This is a genomic window from Thermonema sp. (genome assembly GCF_026003375.1).
Lineage (GTDB): Bacteria > Bacteroidota > Bacteroidia > Cytophagales > Thermonemataceae > Thermonema > Thermonema rossianum.
The window spans coordinates 858,941-875,757 of sequence record NZ_BPHD01000001.1; the positions used below are offsets into that span (position 1 = coordinate 858,941).

General features: G+C 49.6%; 13 protein-coding genes. 3 read left to right on the plus strand and 10 right to left on the minus strand.

Going from position 1 to position 16,817, the window contains the following annotated elements; translation table 11 throughout:
- Positions 1-2: 2 nt before the first annotated feature.
- The gene (locus tag QVE43_RS03640) at positions 3-374 is read right to left on the minus strand and encodes a DUF423 domain-containing protein (protein WP_038032947.1); all 372 of its coding nucleotides are present in this window, start codon (positions 372-374) and stop codon (positions 3-5) included.
- Between the two features lie 178 nt (positions 375-552).
- Here QVE43_RS03640 and QVE43_RS03645 point away from each other — a divergent pair, with 178 nt between their 5' ends.
- Both QVE43_RS03645 and QVE43_RS03650 read left to right on the plus strand, forming a co-directional pair.
- Positions 553-4,269: a HAMP domain-containing sensor histidine kinase gene (locus QVE43_RS03645; RefSeq protein ID WP_288004369.1), complete on the plus strand. Its 3,717-nt coding sequence runs from the start codon at positions 553-555 to the stop codon at positions 4,267-4,269.
- Positions 4,236-7,661, plus strand: coding sequence for a hypothetical protein (locus QVE43_RS03650; RefSeq protein WP_288004371.1), 3,426 nt, complete (start codon positions 4,236-4,238; stop codon positions 7,659-7,661). Before QVE43_RS03645 ends, QVE43_RS03650 begins: the two co-directional genes overlap by 34 nt.
- A gap of 12 nt (positions 7,662-7,673) precedes the next feature.
- Here QVE43_RS03650 and QVE43_RS03655 read toward each other — a convergent pair whose 3' ends face one another.
- The 5 genes from QVE43_RS03655 to QVE43_RS03675 all read right to left on the minus strand — a co-directional run bounded on the left by QVE43_RS03655 (position 7,674) and on the right by QVE43_RS03675 (position 13,444).
- Positions 7,674-8,153, minus strand: coding sequence for a sterol desaturase family protein (locus QVE43_RS03655; protein ID WP_038032938.1), 480 nt, complete (start codon positions 8,151-8,153; stop codon positions 7,674-7,676).
- 41 nt (positions 8,154-8,194) lie between these two features.
- Positions 8,195-9,043 carry a 4-hydroxy-3-methylbut-2-enyl diphosphate reductase gene (locus QVE43_RS03660; protein WP_038032936.1) on the minus strand — a complete coding sequence of 283 codons (849 nt, stop codon included), beginning with the start codon at positions 9,041-9,043 and terminating at the stop codon, positions 8,195-8,197.
- Positions 9,044-9,242: 199 nt separating this feature from the next.
- Entirely contained in the window at positions 9,243-11,948 is a 2,706-nt protein-coding gene (locus QVE43_RS03665) for a valine--tRNA ligase (RefSeq protein ID WP_288004374.1), read from the minus strand.
- Positions 11,949-12,060: 112 nt separating this feature from the next.
- A complete protein-coding gene (locus QVE43_RS03670) occupies positions 12,061-12,477 on the minus strand; it encodes a hypothetical protein (RefSeq protein ID WP_288004376.1) in 417 nt (138 codons plus the stop codon).
- 19 nt (positions 12,478-12,496) lie between these two features.
- Positions 12,497-13,444, minus strand: coding sequence for a Rossmann-like and DUF2520 domain-containing protein (locus QVE43_RS03675; protein WP_288004378.1), 948 nt, complete (start codon positions 13,442-13,444; stop codon positions 12,497-12,499).
- Here QVE43_RS03675 and QVE43_RS03680 point away from each other — a divergent pair.
- Entirely contained in the window at positions 13,325-14,236 is a 912-nt protein-coding gene (locus QVE43_RS03680) for a CorA family divalent cation transporter (protein WP_288004380.1), read from the plus strand. The two genes, QVE43_RS03675 and QVE43_RS03680, sit on opposite strands and share 120 nt — an antisense overlap.
- A 6-nt stretch (positions 14,237-14,242) precedes the next feature.
- Here the strand turns inward: QVE43_RS03680 and QVE43_RS03685 are convergent, their stop codons facing one another.
- From QVE43_RS03685 to rfaE2, 4 genes are all read right to left on the minus strand, one after another.
- Positions 14,243-14,662 (minus strand): hypothetical protein, encoded by a 420-nt coding sequence (locus QVE43_RS03685; RefSeq protein ID WP_051633410.1) that lies wholly within the window; start codon positions 14,660-14,662, stop codon positions 14,243-14,245.
- Positions 14,663-14,695: 33 nt separating this feature from the next.
- Complete coding sequence (locus QVE43_RS03690) at positions 14,696-15,475, minus strand: cyclase family protein (RefSeq protein WP_288004383.1); 780 nt, start codon at positions 15,473-15,475, stop codon at positions 14,696-14,698.
- A gap of 120 nt (positions 15,476-15,595) precedes the next feature.
- On the minus strand, positions 15,596-16,294 hold the full coding sequence (locus QVE43_RS03695) for a zinc metallopeptidase (RefSeq protein WP_288004385.1): 699 nt from the start codon (positions 16,292-16,294) through the stop codon (positions 15,596-15,598).
- A gap of 3 nt (positions 16,295-16,297) precedes the next feature.
- Complete coding sequence (gene rfaE2 / locus QVE43_RS03700) at positions 16,298-16,798, minus strand: D-glycero-beta-D-manno-heptose 1-phosphate adenylyltransferase (protein WP_288004387.1); 501 nt, start codon at positions 16,796-16,798, stop codon at positions 16,298-16,300.
- Positions 16,799-16,817 lie beyond the last annotated feature (19 nt).

Sequence of the window (16,817 nt, forward strand, 5' to 3'; positions counted from 1 at the left end):
ATTCAGTTTTTCCATACGGTAAATGCCAGGAAAAGCCAGCCGGCCATGAAAAGCAATCCGCCCAAAGGCGCCACAGCCCCCCAGGTAGTCATGCCGGTGAAGCAGATGGCATACAGGGACCCACTAAACAAAAGAATGCCCAACGTAAAGCAAACAGCCACCCACTGCACGCGCCGCCATGGTAAATGGCGTTGTGCTACATATAACATGAATAATGCCAAAGCATGGTAGAACTGATAACGGACGGCTGTTTCATAGGTATCGAAACGGCCCGCCTGCAGCAGGCTTTCTTTCAGTGCATGAGCCCCAAAAGCTCCCAAGGCAACGGCAGTGCCTGCCAACAAAGCAGCCACTACCCCAATCCATTTTTTCATATCTTAGGCTTGTTTTTTGTATAGACCACAGCAATATATTAAAATTCGATTACTACTTCACAGCTTTTCGCTAAATTGAATATTCTCTCGTAGATTGTAAGTGATGATGCATGTTTTTACACAAAAGATACGGTCTCGTGTCCTTTTATTATCTGCTGGCGGACTATTGCTGTTGCTTTTGGCATGGCTGCTTTCTTTTGACACAGCCCATCGTTTTTTATCGCATGCAGGCATAGACAGCCAGATTCAAGAAAATGTGTTGCATGCTTTCGAAGAAGCGCAGGAAGAAGCAGACCGCGTGCGCCTGACCTTTCAGAACAACAACCAAGCGGCATTGGCGCAAATACTCGATGAGCAACCCTACCCTTTCTATGTTTTCAAAAACGGCTCACTCTTCTTTTGGTCAGATTTCAGCTTCGTGCCTCCGTATGAGCACCTCAAAGGCGCGTACCGTTACCGCCTGCTGAATTTGAGCCGTGGTCTTTTCCTTGCCTATCACGATGAGTTCTTAACCGGTGGCAAAGCCTACATAGAAACGTATGTGCTGATTCCCATTTACCGGCGCTACCCGGTGGAAAACAATTACCTGCAGTCGGGCTTCAATACCGCTATCATACCGGTAACACAACAGGAAGATATACGCATCAATCCGCCCTTAACCACCGACATAGTGGAAGTAAAAGCCCCCAACGGGCAGGTGGTGTTCAGTTACATGCTCATGCCCGATGCACGCATAAGCTTGAATCAGGCGTTTGTGCAGCGTATTGTAATTGGCATTGCTTGCCTGGGCATGGTTTTGCTTGCCTGGGCAATATGGTTGAGCCGGTTTTATTGGATACAAAAGCAACTGTTCGAGTTCTTTTGGGCTGCCTTCTTTGTGTATTTGCTGCTCTGCCGCGGTGTGATGACCCACTATCGTTGGTTGAGCACCCTCACCCGGGCGGAGTTGTTCGATTCCAAACTCTACGCCTCTTCCATGCTGAGTCCGTCTCTGGGCGATTTGCTGGTGAATGCTTTGCTGCTCACCTGGCTGGTGTTTGCCTTGCGCGTGCATCTGCCTCATACCTTCTTTATCCACCGCCTGCACAAGGTCAACCGCATCTTTGGATTTGTATGGGCTACTTGTCTGGCGCTGCTGTCCTATGTGTCCATCGGATTGATTGTGTACTTTATCAGTACTCTGTACTTAGATGCCACCATATCACTGGACATAAGCACGCAAATCAACTTTTCTGCTGCACGCATTGTTGCCTTGTTTGTTTTCTTGCTTTTCTGTCTTGTTTATTTTCTGCTCACCAACTTATGCGTACGTCTCTTTTGTAAGCTGTTACGGCAGCACCCTCTGTGGATGATGCTTTCGTTCAGCACCGCTACCTTATTTATTGTGATGCTGAGCTATCAAGCTCATTTTTATCATCCATGGATTGTTTTCATTCATGGTGTTTTCTTTTTGCTAAGCGCTTTTACCAAGCTGCCCAATTATTTGTTTCAGCTGCGCTACCGCACCACCCTCTACCTCTTTGCCGGCGCGGTGGTGTGTGCCTTCACAGGGGCTTACACCCTAGGCCTTTACAGCCAACAGCGCATATTGATAAACAAAGTGCGCTATGCCGAATCGTTGATGGCAGAACGGGATCTCTACACCGAATTTCTGTTGAAAGAAGTACACGAGCAAATCAGAAAAGACTATAACATACAGGAGCATTTGCGCTCGCCTTTTCTTCCCAAGCAACTCATTAAGCAGCGAATACGGCGCATACACCTCAACAACCGGTTTGACAACTACCAAGTACGCATTCTGCTGTTTGATGCGCAAGGCAATTCACTTGATAAAAGCGATGCCGCCCACTTAGACACTTACCTGCACAAATACGCGAAAAAACAATTCCAAACCGAAGAGCCCTATTTGTATTTCATCAACGAACAGCAAGCCGTAGAGTATAAAATAAGTCCCAACCTGCTGCGCGCCTATATACTGAAAGTGCTCATCAAACATCAGGGCGTGCCGGTAGGCTATGTTTTGCTTGAGCTCAAGCAGAAAAAAGACCTGCCTTACAACGTTTATCCCGAGTTGATGGTCGATAGCCGTTTCCGGATGCCGTCGGAAGTGCAACATTACAGTTATTCGGTATGGCTGGGGCGGCGGCTGCTTTATAGCTACGGACAGTACAACTACGAAAAGGATTTCAATTCGCGCCTGCTCAACGAAGCTGCATTGTATCAAACAGGGATTGAAAGTAATGGTTTTCATCATGTAGCTGTTTTGGACAGGGCAAAGCGCACAAGCAACACACCGCCAAAGATAGTGGTCGTATCGTCGCCGGCTTACAAGCTTAGCCGCAGCTTTACCAACTTTTCTTTTCTGTTGTTGATATTGATTCTTTTTACCGGTGCCTTGTTCTTATTGCTTAGCAGGAACCGCCTGTCTTTCAACCGCCTGTCTTTCACTGCCAAAATACAGCTTTACCTTAATTTCGCCTTCTTTGTGCCGCTGCTTATCGTAAGTGCGTTCACCCTGAGTTTCATGAAGAACTCATACGAAGAAGACTTGCAGCGCTCTTTCTTGCAACAAGCCAATAATGCCATGTTGAGTTTGAGCGGCAGTCTGCAGCTGTTCGACAACGAAGACCTGCAGCTGGATGCGCTTCAGCAAGAGCTGGCCATCCTAAGCCGCTATGGGCAAGTGGATATCAACCTCTTTTCTGCCGAAGGCAACCTGATTGCCTCCAGCCAGCCCAATATTTTTGAAAACGGCTTGATTTCGACGCTCATCAACCCCAAGGCGCTGGTGGCCATACGCGACTTGCGATTTAAAAACATATTGCTGGAAGAACAAATCGGGAAGTTGCGCTATCAGTCGGTGTATGTGGCGGTGAAATCATTTGAAGACGGCAAGCTGCTGGGCATTTTAAGCATACCCTTCTTCGAAGCACAAGACGAGCAAAGCCAAAAACTCAGCGATTTGCTGGCTATCATCATCAATATTTTCACCATTACCTTCAGTGTGTTCTTGCTTTTGTCGCAAGTAGCCTCGCGCACCTTGACCGAACCCCTGCAGATGATTGCCCAAAAACTAAGAAAAACCACTTTCCAAGATTACAATGAACCGCTGGATTGGGATTCAGATGATGAAATAGGGCTGCTGGTGAATGAATACAACCGTATGCTGCTCAATTTGGAAAGCAGTAAGAAAGCATTGGCACAGAGTGAAAAGGAATCGGCATGGCGCGAGATGGCCAAGCAGGTAGCCCATGAAATCAAAAACCCGCTGACCCCCATGAAACTCACCCTTCAACAACTCGAAAGACGCATGCAAAGTGACAACGTAAGCAAGGAAGACTTGCAACGCATGCTGCACCGCACCATTTCAAGTCTGGTACAACAAATAGATACACTCAGCGACATTGCCACCTCTTTCTCAACCTTTGCCAAGATGCCCTCGCCGCGCTTGGCACCTTTCGATATAGCCGATACCCTGCGCAACATTATAGAACTGCACCGCAGTCAAAATAAAACCGTTTTCTTTTTAACCAACATAGCGCCCGGCTCCTTCAAGGTCATGGGCGATGACCGGCTCACAGGGCGTATTTTAACCAACCTGATATTGAATGCCATTCAGGCGGTACCCGACGATCGCACCCCGCAAATCATGGTATCGCTTTACCGTACCGAAGAAAATATGATTCGCATAGAAGTGCGTGACAATGGCAGCGGTATCCCCGAACACATACAAAAGCGGATATTTACGCCCAGCTTCACCACCAAAGCCAGCGGCTCGGGCATTGGTCTGGCAGTAGCCAAGCGGGGAATCGAGCAAATGAATGGGCGCATATGGTTTGAAACCAAAGAAGGCGAAGGCACATGCTTTTTCATAGAATTGCCGCCACTCTCCTAAGCGGCTTATGCGTGCTTTTGGGCATCTTGTTCCCTGCTCATGCACAGGAACAGTGCCGGTGGATAGCCACGCACGACACCCTCCGGCTCGACAGCCTGCCTGTTCTGCCTCACAGCATACGTATTGCCTCACCTGCCGCCGGTGTCCCTTTTCGTTTCGATACACGCACCCAACAGCTGTATTTTCTTGCTACACCCGGCTTACCCGATTCGGTATTGGTGTGTTATCGTGTGGTGCTCCTGCCCCTGCAAGACAGCTATGCCAAACGCAGCATGGCACTTATCGATTCAAGCGGTTTTTTCCGTCCGGTGGCCGGGCAAAATACTTTGCCTGCCAACAGCATGGCACTGCTTGGCAGCGACAGCCTGCACACTTCGGGCGTCATAGCCCGCGGCCTCAGTGTGGGCACCGGCAACACCGCACAGTTTAATTCTACGCTCAACCTGCAAATAGAAGGCAAACTAAGCGAGCAAGTGCAACTGCGTGCTTCCATCACCGACCGCCAACTGCCCTACGAGCCCGAAGGCAACACACAGCAGATACAGGACTTTGACAACATACTCATTGAGTTCATCCATCAAAACGGAAGCCTGCAGTTGGGCGACGTAGTACTTAGCGAGAACGATGATTATTTTTTGCGCTTCAGGCGGAACGTGCAAGGGGGCTACCTGCAAACCCACTATGCCGTAGGAAAACACAAAGCACAAAGCAAAGCCGGCTTTGCCATTGCCAAAGGCAAGTTTCATTCGGCGTTTATACAGCCTATCGAAGGCGCCTTGGGACCATACAGGCTGCGGGGGGGACAAAATGAGCGATTTATTTTGGTATTGGCAGGCTCTGAAAAAGTCTATTTGGACGGCAAACTATTGGAAAGGGGCTTTGACCGCGACTACGTCATTGATTATAACCAAGCCGAAATCACCTTTAACCCGCATATTGTCATCACGCAGTTTAGCCGCATACGCGTCGATTACCAATATACTGACCGCACCTATAGCCGCTTGACCGGCTTTGTTCAACAGACGTGGGAAAGCCGGCGCAGCCATACCCGTTTGAGTTATTACATAGAAACCGACAACCCCAACCAACCGCTGTTGTTCAGCTTGCGCCCCGAAGACAAACAACAATTGGCATTGGTGGGCGACCAAAGCGAACGCGCTTTTATTACGGCAGCCGATACCGTGAGTTTCTCTCCCGACTTGGTTTTATACAAAAAAATTGACACGCTGACCGCTTCCGGCTTGTATGAAGGTGTTTTTGTATATACGACCGAACCCGGTGCACCGGTTTATCAGGTGCGTTTTTCCGAAGTAGGTCCCAACAAAGGAAACTACGTGCTGAGTAGTTCCTTAGCCAACGGGCAAGTGTTTCAGTGGGTAGAGCCGCAAAACGGCATTCCACAAGGCAACTATGCCCCGGTTACGCCGGTGCGCCTGCCCGAAAAGCGTAGTATGTGGCATCTGCATCATAGCCGGCAACTAAGCCGGCGGCAGCGGATTACCATAGACCTTGCCCACTCACTCACAGACCGTAATCTCTACTCTCCTATTGACGACGGCGACAATGCAGGCTACACCGGGCGCCTGCATTACCAAATAGAACACCCCACGCTCGACAGCCTTCGCCGGCGCGAAAGTGGTTTTATTTATGAGTACAACAGCCCTTCCTTTTCTTTTATCGACCGCTTTCGTCCCGTAGAGTTCAACCGCGATTGGTCGTTGCCTTACGACACCACCCGCCTCAACCAACAAAGCGAGCATATTGTAGAATGGTATAGCCATTTCGACGGGCACCATACCGGCTACCGGGCAGAAGTAAACTACCGCCGGCGCGATAAGCAACTGGAAGGATGGCAAAGCCGCATCCGCTGGAAAAGTGAGTTTTCCCGCTGGGTGTTCGAACAACAGTTTTTTGGCTTATATGCCCTACTCTATGCCGACAGCCTGCAAAGCCAACGCCAAAGCCGTTGGTGGCGTAGTTACACACGCCTGCAGTATAAAGGGAAACATATACAACCTGCAGTCATTGCCGACCTCGACCACAACAAGATAATACAAAGCAGCAACGACAGCATCACCTTTTCAGCCATGCACTATCAGGCATTGAGCGGCATTTTGCAATCGCCCGACACGGCGCGTTTCCGCTGGCAGCTGATGCACACCTACCGGGAAGACTACCGCCCCAAGGAAGGCAGCATGCAGCTTTTTACCTACACAAACACCACCCAAGCCGACATAAACCGGCAAGGCAAGCAACAAAGCATAGAAGCGCGCCTTACGTACCGTCATTTGCTTTATGCCGACAGCCTGCGTAATGAAGAGAACTGGGCAGCACGCCTGGCATGGGAAAGCCGCAGCCGCCGTAAACAGCTGCAACAGCGACTGATTTACCAACATGGCAGCGGGCGGGAACTCAAGCGCACTTTTGCCTTCATACAGGTGCCCGTAGGGCAAGGCACGCACACTTGGCGCGACGACAATGGCGACGGCGTAGCCCAACTCAATGAGTTTTACCTTGCCCTCAACCCCGACGAAAAAAATTACATTAAAGTATTCACACCCACCGATGAGTATGTGACTGCCTACAGCTCCGATTGGTACTATCGCTTGCAATGGCAGTTTCCGGGCAGCGGTGTGTTCAAAGCCTTGTCGGGGCTTAGCAATTGGCAACTCAATCAGAAAGTCAACCGCAACGATGGGCTTGCCCGCTGGCTTCCTTTTTTCCGCCCCGCCGACGAAGCGCTGCTCTCACGCCGCGAACTGTTGCGCAATACGGTATTTTGGAACCGCAGCCATCCGGTTTATGGCATTACCATCAATCAATGGCAAAGCAGCCAGCGGCAACTGCTCACACAGGGCTACGAGACCCGGCGCGAAGAGAACTACGAAATAAGTGTGCGGTGGCAGTGGCACAGCCAATGGCAATTGGTGGTGTCGGGGGCAATCAAAGACGTGGACAACCGCTCGGACGTGTTCCTCAATCGGAATTTTGCCTACCGGGTACGGCGCACACAAGTAGAAAACACCTGGCAGCCCGGCAGGCGGTGGCGCCTGCGTCCAAGTTTGATTTACCAGCAGAAAGAAGGCAACGAAAACGTACAAGCCCGGTGGTATGAAGGCAGCATGGACATACAATGGTCCAACTACCCTCATTTCAATATACAAGGGCAGTTAAGCTTTATTCGCCTCACCTACACAGAAGGCGATTTGAACACGCCCTTGGCTTATGAATTGCTCGAGTCATTGGCGCCGGGAAACAACTGGCGCTGGCAATTGCAATGGCAACAGAAGCTGAGCAGTGGCTTGCAGCTCACCTTTGGTTATCAAGGAAGAAAGCTGCCCGGCAGCCGTATCATTCATTTTGGCAATGTGCGGGCAGCTTTGCTGTTTTAGCCTTTTTTGGTTTCAGGATGCTTTTGGCTGTTTGTCTTCACGTGTGGCGAAGGGATCGTATTTTTTAGGCGCATAAAGAAAACCGAATGCTTCTGCCCCTTCTTTTTCCAAATATTTATGGTGTATTTTATGGGCGCGTATCATGCGTTGCAAATAACGGTTCTTTGCCATAAACTTAATCTTGATGCGCCGGTGCACAATGATATCGTGAAAGGCAATATAAAAGATGCCATAAGCCGTAATGCCTACACCAATGGCAGTGAGCCATGACCATTGCATGGCATAGCCGAAGTAAAAAGCAGCGATGGCCGGCACACTGAACAGTATGAAGAACAGGTCGTTTTTCTCCCAAAATCCTTGGTGTGGCTTATGGTGAGATTCATGCCAAGACCACAAGATGCCATGCATAATGTACTTGTGGGTAAACCAAGCCACACCTTCCATAAAGAAAAAGGTAGCGACAGCAATCAAAGCAAAGCTTAGGTATTCCATTTTTGACGGTCGATTTTTGTTTGTTTTCTAAATATAGCGGTTTAAAAAGATTCTATCTTCGCTTTTACTTCTTCCATCAGCCACATGGGCGTGGAAGTAGCACCGCAAATGCCTACGCGGTCGCCGGGCGCAAACCACTCAGGACGCACTTCACCGGGCTGCGATACGAAGTAAGTATGCGGATTTTGACTTTTGCATACTTCATACAACACTTTGCCATTCGATGATTTGGTACCTGCCACAAATACAATCTTATCAAACCGGCGGGCAAATTCGCGCAACTCCTTGTCCCGGTTCGACACCTGCCGACAAATCGTATCGTTGGCGTTCACTTCATAGCCCATCTGCTCCAAAGCGGCTTTTATTTCGTAAAATTTATCCGTGCTTTTGGTTGTTTGGCTGTAAAGCGTAATATGCTTGGGCAGTGGTTTATCTTTCAACTCATCCAAAGACTGAAAAACGACGGCTTTGCCTTGGGTCTGCCCCAACAAGCCTACCACCTCGGCATGTCCGTGCTTGCCATAAATAAATATGTGTTCTCCCTTGTCAAAAGAATTTTTGATTCTGTGTTGCAACTTAAGCACTACCGGGCAAGAAGCATCTATCAGCTCAAGGTTGTTTTTAAGCGCTATTTCATAAGTAGAAGGCGGTTCGCCATGGGCACGTATCAATACTTTGGCATTGCGTATGCCTTTCAGCTCCTCGTGTGTGATGATAACCAAGCCTTTTTTCTGCAGACGCTCCACCTCTGCGTCGTTGTGCACGATGTCGCCAAGGCAGTAGAGCAGCCCTTCTTCGTCTAAAATATCTTCTGCCATGGCTATGGCATACACCACACCAAAACAAAATCCCGACTCCTTGTCGATGGTTACTTGTACGTTTGGTATCATATATACGAGTGCATTGATAAAGTCATAAAATATAAACGCCGTACGCTCTGTTTTGTTTGCATAAAGCCGGGAATCTCTACCAAAAAGATAGTCAGTTTTTCAGGATATTACAAGCAAATAGCCGGTATTACTTTTGGGCATGAAAAAAGCACCGCCCTTCGCGAAGCGGTGCTTAACAAAAGAAGTATGAGACAGGCTATTACTTGTCAATTGCGTGCCCAAGCTTTGCCAAGCTTTCCTCGATGGCTGCTATTTTTGCCTCTGCATCTGCCAGCTTTTTACGCTCTTTTTCCACCACAGCTGCCGGTGCATTTTGTACAAAACGCTCGTTCGATAGTTTCTTTTCCACGCTCTGCTTGAAGCCACGATAATAGTCGAGCTCTTTGAGCAGGTCGGCTTTCAGCTGCTCCGTATCCACGCTTCCTTCTACCACCAGGAAGCACTCGTCTTCTTTCAAAACGAACGGAATGGCGTTTTGTCCTTCGGCAGGCTCTCCAAAGGCTATTTCCGCAAGGTTAGCCATCTTTTTCACTATCTCGGCATAGCGTTCGTACAGAGCTTGGCGGTTCGTCTTGATGAACAGAGGCAGGCTATCTTTGTTCGGTATTTGGCGCTCGGCACGCACATTGCGCACTTGTGCTATGAGCTCCATCATGCGCTCCATTTCTTCTATAAGCCCTGTGTCGGCTGCTGCCTGCACTTGCGGATAGGGTGCCCGGCAGATGGTTTCACCGTTCCGGCGCTCGCTCAAATGCTGCCACAACTCCTCCGTGATGAAAGGCATGAAAGGATGCAACAGGCGCAATATTTCATCGAAGAAAGCAGTTGTCTGCTCATAGGTAGGCGCATCGATGGGTTGCCCAAAGGCAGGCTTCACCATTTCGAGGTACCAAGAGCAGAAATCATCCCAAATGAACTTATACAGGGTCATGAGGGCTTCGGACAGGCGGTACTGTGCAAACTGTTCGTCCAGGGCTTGTTTCACGGTTTCGAGGCGTGCCCGCAGCCAGTCTGTAGCCAATCGGTTGCGTGCCGGCATGGCAGCGCCCGCCTCTACGGTCCAGCCCTTCACCAAACGGAAGGCATTCCATATTTTATTGGCAAAGTTGCGCCCTTGCTCACACAGTTTCTCGTCGAACAGCAGGTCATTGCCCGCAGGCGAAGAAAAGAGCATGCCCACGCGCACGCCGTCGGCACCATATTGAGCCATCAGCTCGAGTGGGTCGGGCGAGTTGCCCAAAGACTTCGACATTTTGCGCCCCAGCTTATCGCGCACAATGCCGGTAAGATACACATGCTCAAAAGGACGTTCGTCTAAGTATTCATAACCGGCAATGATCATACGAGCCACCCAGAAGAAAAGGATTTCGGGGGCGGTTACCAGCACTTTGGTAGGGTAAAAATAGTTCAGGTCCGCGTTCTTCTCTTTGTGTATTTTCCCTTTTTCTTTGTCGAAATACTCATCTTCAAAACCATCGAACACGGCAATGGGCCACAGCCATGACGACGCCCAGGTATCCAGCACGTCTTCATCTTGGCGCAGGTCGCTTGCTTGCAAGTGCGGGTTGCCGCTTTTTTCACGTGCCAGTGCCACCGCTTCTTCAATGGTTTCGGCTACCACGAAATCGTTTTCACCTTCACCGTAATAGTAAGCCGGGATGCGGTGTCCCCACCACAATTGGCGCGAAATGCACCAGTCACGCACGTTTTCCATCCAGTGGCGGTAAATGTTTTTGAACTTGGCAGGCACCAGCTGCACCTCGTCTTTTTCCACGGCTTCGAGTGCCCGTTTCGATATTTCCTTCATTTTGATGAACCACTGCAACGAAAGGCGCGGTTCTACCACTGCGCCGGTGCGTTCCGAACGCCCTACCTTGTTCGTAATTTCTTCCACCTTCACCAACAAGCCTGCCTCTTCCAAGTCTTTGGCTATCATCTTACGCACTTCGAAGCGATCCTTGCCCACATATTTTTCCACGCCGCAGGCTTCGTTCAAGCTGCCGTCTTCGTTAAGAATATCTATCACTTCCAATTGGTGGCGCAGTCCTATTTCATAGTCGTTGGGGTCATGTGCCGGCGTTACCTTCAAACAACCGGTACCGAAGGAAGTGTCCACATAGTCGTCGGCAATGATGGGGATGGGGCGGTTCACAAAGGGCACCAAGGCTTGCTTGCCCACCAAGGCGGCATAGCGCTCATCGTTGGGGTTGACGGCTATGGCGGTATCTGCCAAAATGGTCTCGGGGCGGGTTGTGGCAATCACTACATGTCCGGAACCGTCAGCCAAAGGATAACGCACATGGTAGAGCTTCGATATTTCGCCTTCTTCCTTATAGATGACCTCTTCGTTTGAAAGTGCTGTTTTGGCTTCGGGGTCCCAGTTAATCATGCGCAAGCCGCGATAGATGTAGCCTTTTTTGTAGAGGTCCACAAACACACGGATGACCGCCTTGTAATACTTGTCATCCATGGTGAAGCGGGTGCGGTCCCAATCGCAAGAGGCACCCAGCTTTTTCAGCTGCTCGAGGATGATGCCGCCATATTTTTCTTTCCACTCCCAAGCATATTTTAAAAACTCTTCACGGCTTAGTTCGTGCTTGCTGATGCCACGCTCGCGCAACATACGCACCACCTTGGCTTCGGTAGCAATGGATGCGTGGTCGGTACCGGGCACCCAACAGGCTTCTTTTCCCTGCATGCGTGCGCGCCGGATGAGCACATCCTGTATAGTGTTGTTGAGCATATGCCCCATATGCAACACGCCGGTTACGTTGGGGGGCGGTATGACAATGCAGTAAGGTTCTTTTTCGGGATTGGGCTTGGCTGAAAACACTTTATTTTCAAGCCAGTACCGGTACCATTTGTCTTCTACTTCGGCCGGGTTATACTTCTTTGCTAATTCCATATGGCTGTATCATTTCTGCTTTTCGGGAAACAAGGAATCCTTTGGAAGCTTCAAAGTTATGAAAAATGCATGTTTTGACATGAGAAAAAAGCGAAGCAGAGAGCAAGCAAGTTTACTCTTGCGGCAGGCGTTGCTTAAGTACTGCCAGCAGTTCGTACTCTTCCTGCTCAATCAAGGCTTCTTTCAGAGCCCGCAGGATAGTCTTCATCTGCATCCGCGGCGGCTCACCGGGGGCAAACTGAAAACGTGAATAGCGCAGAGGCTTGCCTTCCACGTCGGCCATCTCCACCACTATGCGCCCGTCTTCGAAAAGGTCGGCTTCTTCGAAGCGCACCCCCACGGCTTGCTCGTATTGTGCCACAAACTCGTCGGCGCGGGCGGTTCCCACCCAGCGCAAGCCATTTACCAGTCCTTCGATGAGTGCGGGCAGAAAAGAATACTCTGCTTCTTCAGAAGTGGTATATACTTCCTGAAAAGCATCTACTACGCGGTGTTTGGGAATATTCAAGATGGCAACATAAACAGGCATAGGGATAGAACTTATGTTTTCAATGTTGATTGAGGATGCTCTCGCTTAACAAGCGGTAAATGCGCTGCTTGTCCGGGTCGTGAGCCAAAAGACGCAAATGCTGCTCTATCAGCTCCACATCGCCCCGTGCCGCCGGTCCGGTTTGTGCTTGGCGTGCCCCTATTTGCATGGCTTTTTCGATGGTTTCGCCAACCAAAGGGCGCAGCATGTCAAAATCCAGGTCATATTGTTCGCACAAATCTTCTGCCAAAGCCAACAAGTGGTTGGTAAAATTACAGGCAAAAACAGCCGCCACATGCAAATAGCGCCGGCGTTCCGAGTTGACTTGATAGACACGAGTGCTCAACGCCCGCGCCAAGCGCAAAAGGCGGGCTTCCGTTTCAGGTGTGTTGCCCTCCACACAGATGGGCAGCCGGTGCCAGTCTAACGGTTTGGTTTTGGAAAAGGTTTGCAAAGGATAGAAAACACCATGCGGCACCTCCAACACACGCAACACTTCCAAGGGACGGCTGCCGGAGGTATGCACTACCATGAGGGGATGTTCCGGTAAAATCAGACGATCGACCACCACGGGCAGAGCGTCATCACTCACCGATAGCACAAAAAAGTTGGCAGCGGTCTCGGAAAAATCCAATGAATCTGTGGCTTCTGCCTCATACAGGCGCTCGCAAAGTGCTGCGGCATGGTGCAACCGCCGGCTGTAAACGGTAGTTACCAGATGCCCACACTGCTCCAAAGCGGGTGCCAAATGCCAAGCCACATTGCCGGCACCAATCATTGCAATCTTGTACATTGCTTTCTTCTGCTTATCTTGTTTGCGATTACAAGCAAAAAACAAAGATTTTCCATGATTCGCAAACTCATAACGCCCGGTGATGAACAACCGCTTTGTTGGATAGACGTGCAGTCGCCCGGTGCCACCGAGTTCGAAGCGTTGCACCAAACTTATGATTTCAGCCTTGAACACATACAAGACTGCCTGGACCCGGAACACCTGCCCAAAGCCGAGCCCTTCGAGGAAGGGCATTTCGTTATTTTAAGAGCCTATCAACAAGATGCCCCTGCCGATGCCCATACGGTGCAAGACCTTAGTACCAAAATAGCCATTTACACCAAAGACCATTTGTTGATTACGATTCATCGCATGCCCCTGCCATTTATTGAAGAAATAGCCAAGCGCTTCGAACAGTGGCAAAAGGCATTTAGCACCCGGCAAATCATTGTGCATTTGATTCATGAGAGTTTGGAAAGTTACCGCCCCATAGTAGTAGAGCTCATCAAGCAGATCGACGAGTACGAAGTTCGTTTGTTTCAAGAAGAAGAGCTGCAACCGCAAATGCAAAGGAGGTTGTATTTCCTAAAAAGGAAAGCAGGGGTTTTGCGCAATATCGTTTTTCTTATGCAAGAGGTATTGAGTGCCTTCCGCAGCGATAAAAAACACCAAAGCTTCTATTGGCAAGATACGCTCGATTTGGCGCAACACTTGCAAAACACTTTCCGGCAAGCAGAAGAAGACGCCGGCAGCCTGTTGAATTTTTATTTATCGTTGGCTGCCCACCAAACCAACGAGGTGATGCGCATACTCACTATTTTCTCGGTATTCTTTCTGCCCCTGACTTTCATCGTCGGAGTATATGGCATGAACTTCGAATACATGCCCGAGTTAAAGATGCATTATGGCTACTTTGGGGTATGGGGTGTCATGGTATTGCTTACGGTGGTCATCTATTTCATTTTCAAAAAGAAAAAATGGCTATAGGTTTTTTTAGCGCTGCTGCCGCACGTATTCCACAAATCCCCGTTGAATGCCCAACTCTTTGGCCACCTTCAACAAGGCGATGGCTTCTATTTCGGTTACGTAACCTTTCGCTTTGTTGGCATTCCATACCTGAATGACATATTCAAGGCGGCGGTCTTCGGACAGCTCGGCAAATACCTCTTTGATACGGGTGAGCGCAGCCTCAAAAACAGCTACCTCACTCTGATTGGTTTTTTGCAGAATATCATCTACAAAAGCATACACTTTCGCCAATTGGCTTTGGGCGTTCAGGGCAGCCGCATCGCTTTCAAGGCGTGCCCGCTCTTCGTCATCAAAACCATGATAGCGAAAGATGGCATACTCAAGCAGCAGCAGGGCTTCTTTTTCTTCTGGGGTCATAAAGACGGTCAGGTTATCAGCATACATACAAAAATAGTTTTTTTGGTGAAATCTCCTAAATCATACTTCAATTTCTTTCAGGGGAAAAAGCACAGGCGTTGAAGGCACTGCGTCGGTTTCCCAAAAGGGTGCCATCAGTTGCAAGGCATATAAGCCATCGGGCAGCGCATCGGGCACGTAAATCAATTCGGTTACGGTAGCATGGCGCCGTATCGCCTGCGGGTACTGCCAAAAGGCTTTGTGTGCCAACAACTTGCCGCCATCTTCTTCACGATCGAGCGAAGGCAAATCTACCAACAAATGCCGGATGCCTTGCCGGGCACACCATTCGGCAAGAGCAGGCTCCATATAGGGCGGGTTGGTGTTATTGTAGTTTTTGGTCATTTTTTCGGCTGTATTGGGCAGTGTGCGAATCACCAAAGCTTCAAAGTCAGTGAGTGGCAGTTTGTTTATTGATGCTTTTAATGCGCTTAAGGTAAGCACCCGGTCGCCGGATGCTTGTTTTTCGGGCTCGAGACTCACAAGCAATGCCACCCACCAGCCGGCTTGAAGGCAGCGGGCAATGGTAGCCTGCGGGTCATCGCATATATGTCCATAGCATTCGGTGTGTGTGCCATTGCCATGGGGTGTAAGGGTTACTTTTTGATAGTTGCAACTGCCTCCCTCTGCCACACTGCCCACAAAGTCGCCCACGCGTATGGTTTCGAAGCGTGGCGGCTCTGCCCAATAGCAGTTGGGGTTTTGACCGCCCGCACGCAATGGAATGCCAATGGGGGTTGCCTTGTCAAGCTCGAGGCAATAAGTTTTGCCTTGCCATTGTATGGTCATACATTTAGGCATGCTTTTGTTGGTTTTGGTTTTGGTTTTAGTTTTGTTGCTCGTCAATAGCTCTTCATCTTTAGCAACAAAAAAAGCGCCAACAACAGGCGCTTTTTTCTTTTTTGCCTCCGCAAAGTGTTTTTAATCATCTGACGAAGCCGCCATAAACTGCAACACATAATAGAGCAGCATGGTAAGTGCACTCAAGGCAGCTACTACATAGGTGTAGGCAGCCCATTTAAGCGCATCACGCGCCATAGGGGCTTCGGCCGGACTCACCACGCCACGCGATTCTATCCAACGAATGGCACGGCGGCTTGCATCTATCTCCACAGGCAAGGTAACGAAGCTGAACAAAGTCATGACGCCATAGGCTGCAATGATGATAAGCAGCACTGTTTCGATAGGAATAAGCCGGAAGAACAGATAGCCCCCCAGGAAACTCACCCACATAATAACATTGAGAATGGTGGCACTCACGTTTTGAACGGGCACCAAAGCAGAACGCAACTGCAGCATACTGTATGCTTCGGCATGCTGAATGGCGTGCCCGCATTCATGAGCTGCCACGGCGGCTGCGGCTGCCGAGCGCCCATAATACACATCTTCGCTCAGGTTGACGGTTTTGTCCATGGGGTTATAGTGGTCGGTCAATTGCCCGGGCACAGAGATAACTTCCACGTCATAGATGCCGTGGTCGCGCAGCATCTGCCGTGCCACTTCTGCCCCGCTCATACCCGATGCCAAAGGAATGCGGCTATATTTGGCAAACTTGCTTCGCAAGCGCCATTGCACAATGCCGCCTATAATCATCAAGGCAATAATCAGTACAAAATACATAGGCTATTTTTGTTTTTGACAGTGTAATTTTATGATTTTTTCGATAATCTTAGAAGTGGAAAAACCATCCAGAAAAGGGATTACTTCCACATGTCCGCCTTTGCTTTTTACAAAATCTGCACCAACGATGGTGTCCTCTGTATAATCGCCCCCCTTTACCAAAATGTCAGGACAAAGTGTCTGTATGAGCGCCAAAGGGGTGTCTTCTTCGAAAAACACCACCATATCCACTGCCTGCAAGGCAGCCAGCAAGCGTGCCCGCGCCTCTTGTGGCACAATAGGACGCGCCTCACCTTTCAAACGACGCACTGAAGCGTCGGTATTCAACCCTATCACCAAGCGGTTGCCCAAAGAACGGGCTTGCTCCAAATAGGTTACATGTCCGGCATGCAGAATATCGAAGCAGCCGTTGGTAAACACCACGATTTCGCCGGCTTGCTTCCATTGCCTGCAAACGGCTTGTGCTTGTTGCCGGTCGTTAATGATTTTCGATACAGTATTCATTTTTTAACCGTTAAATAAA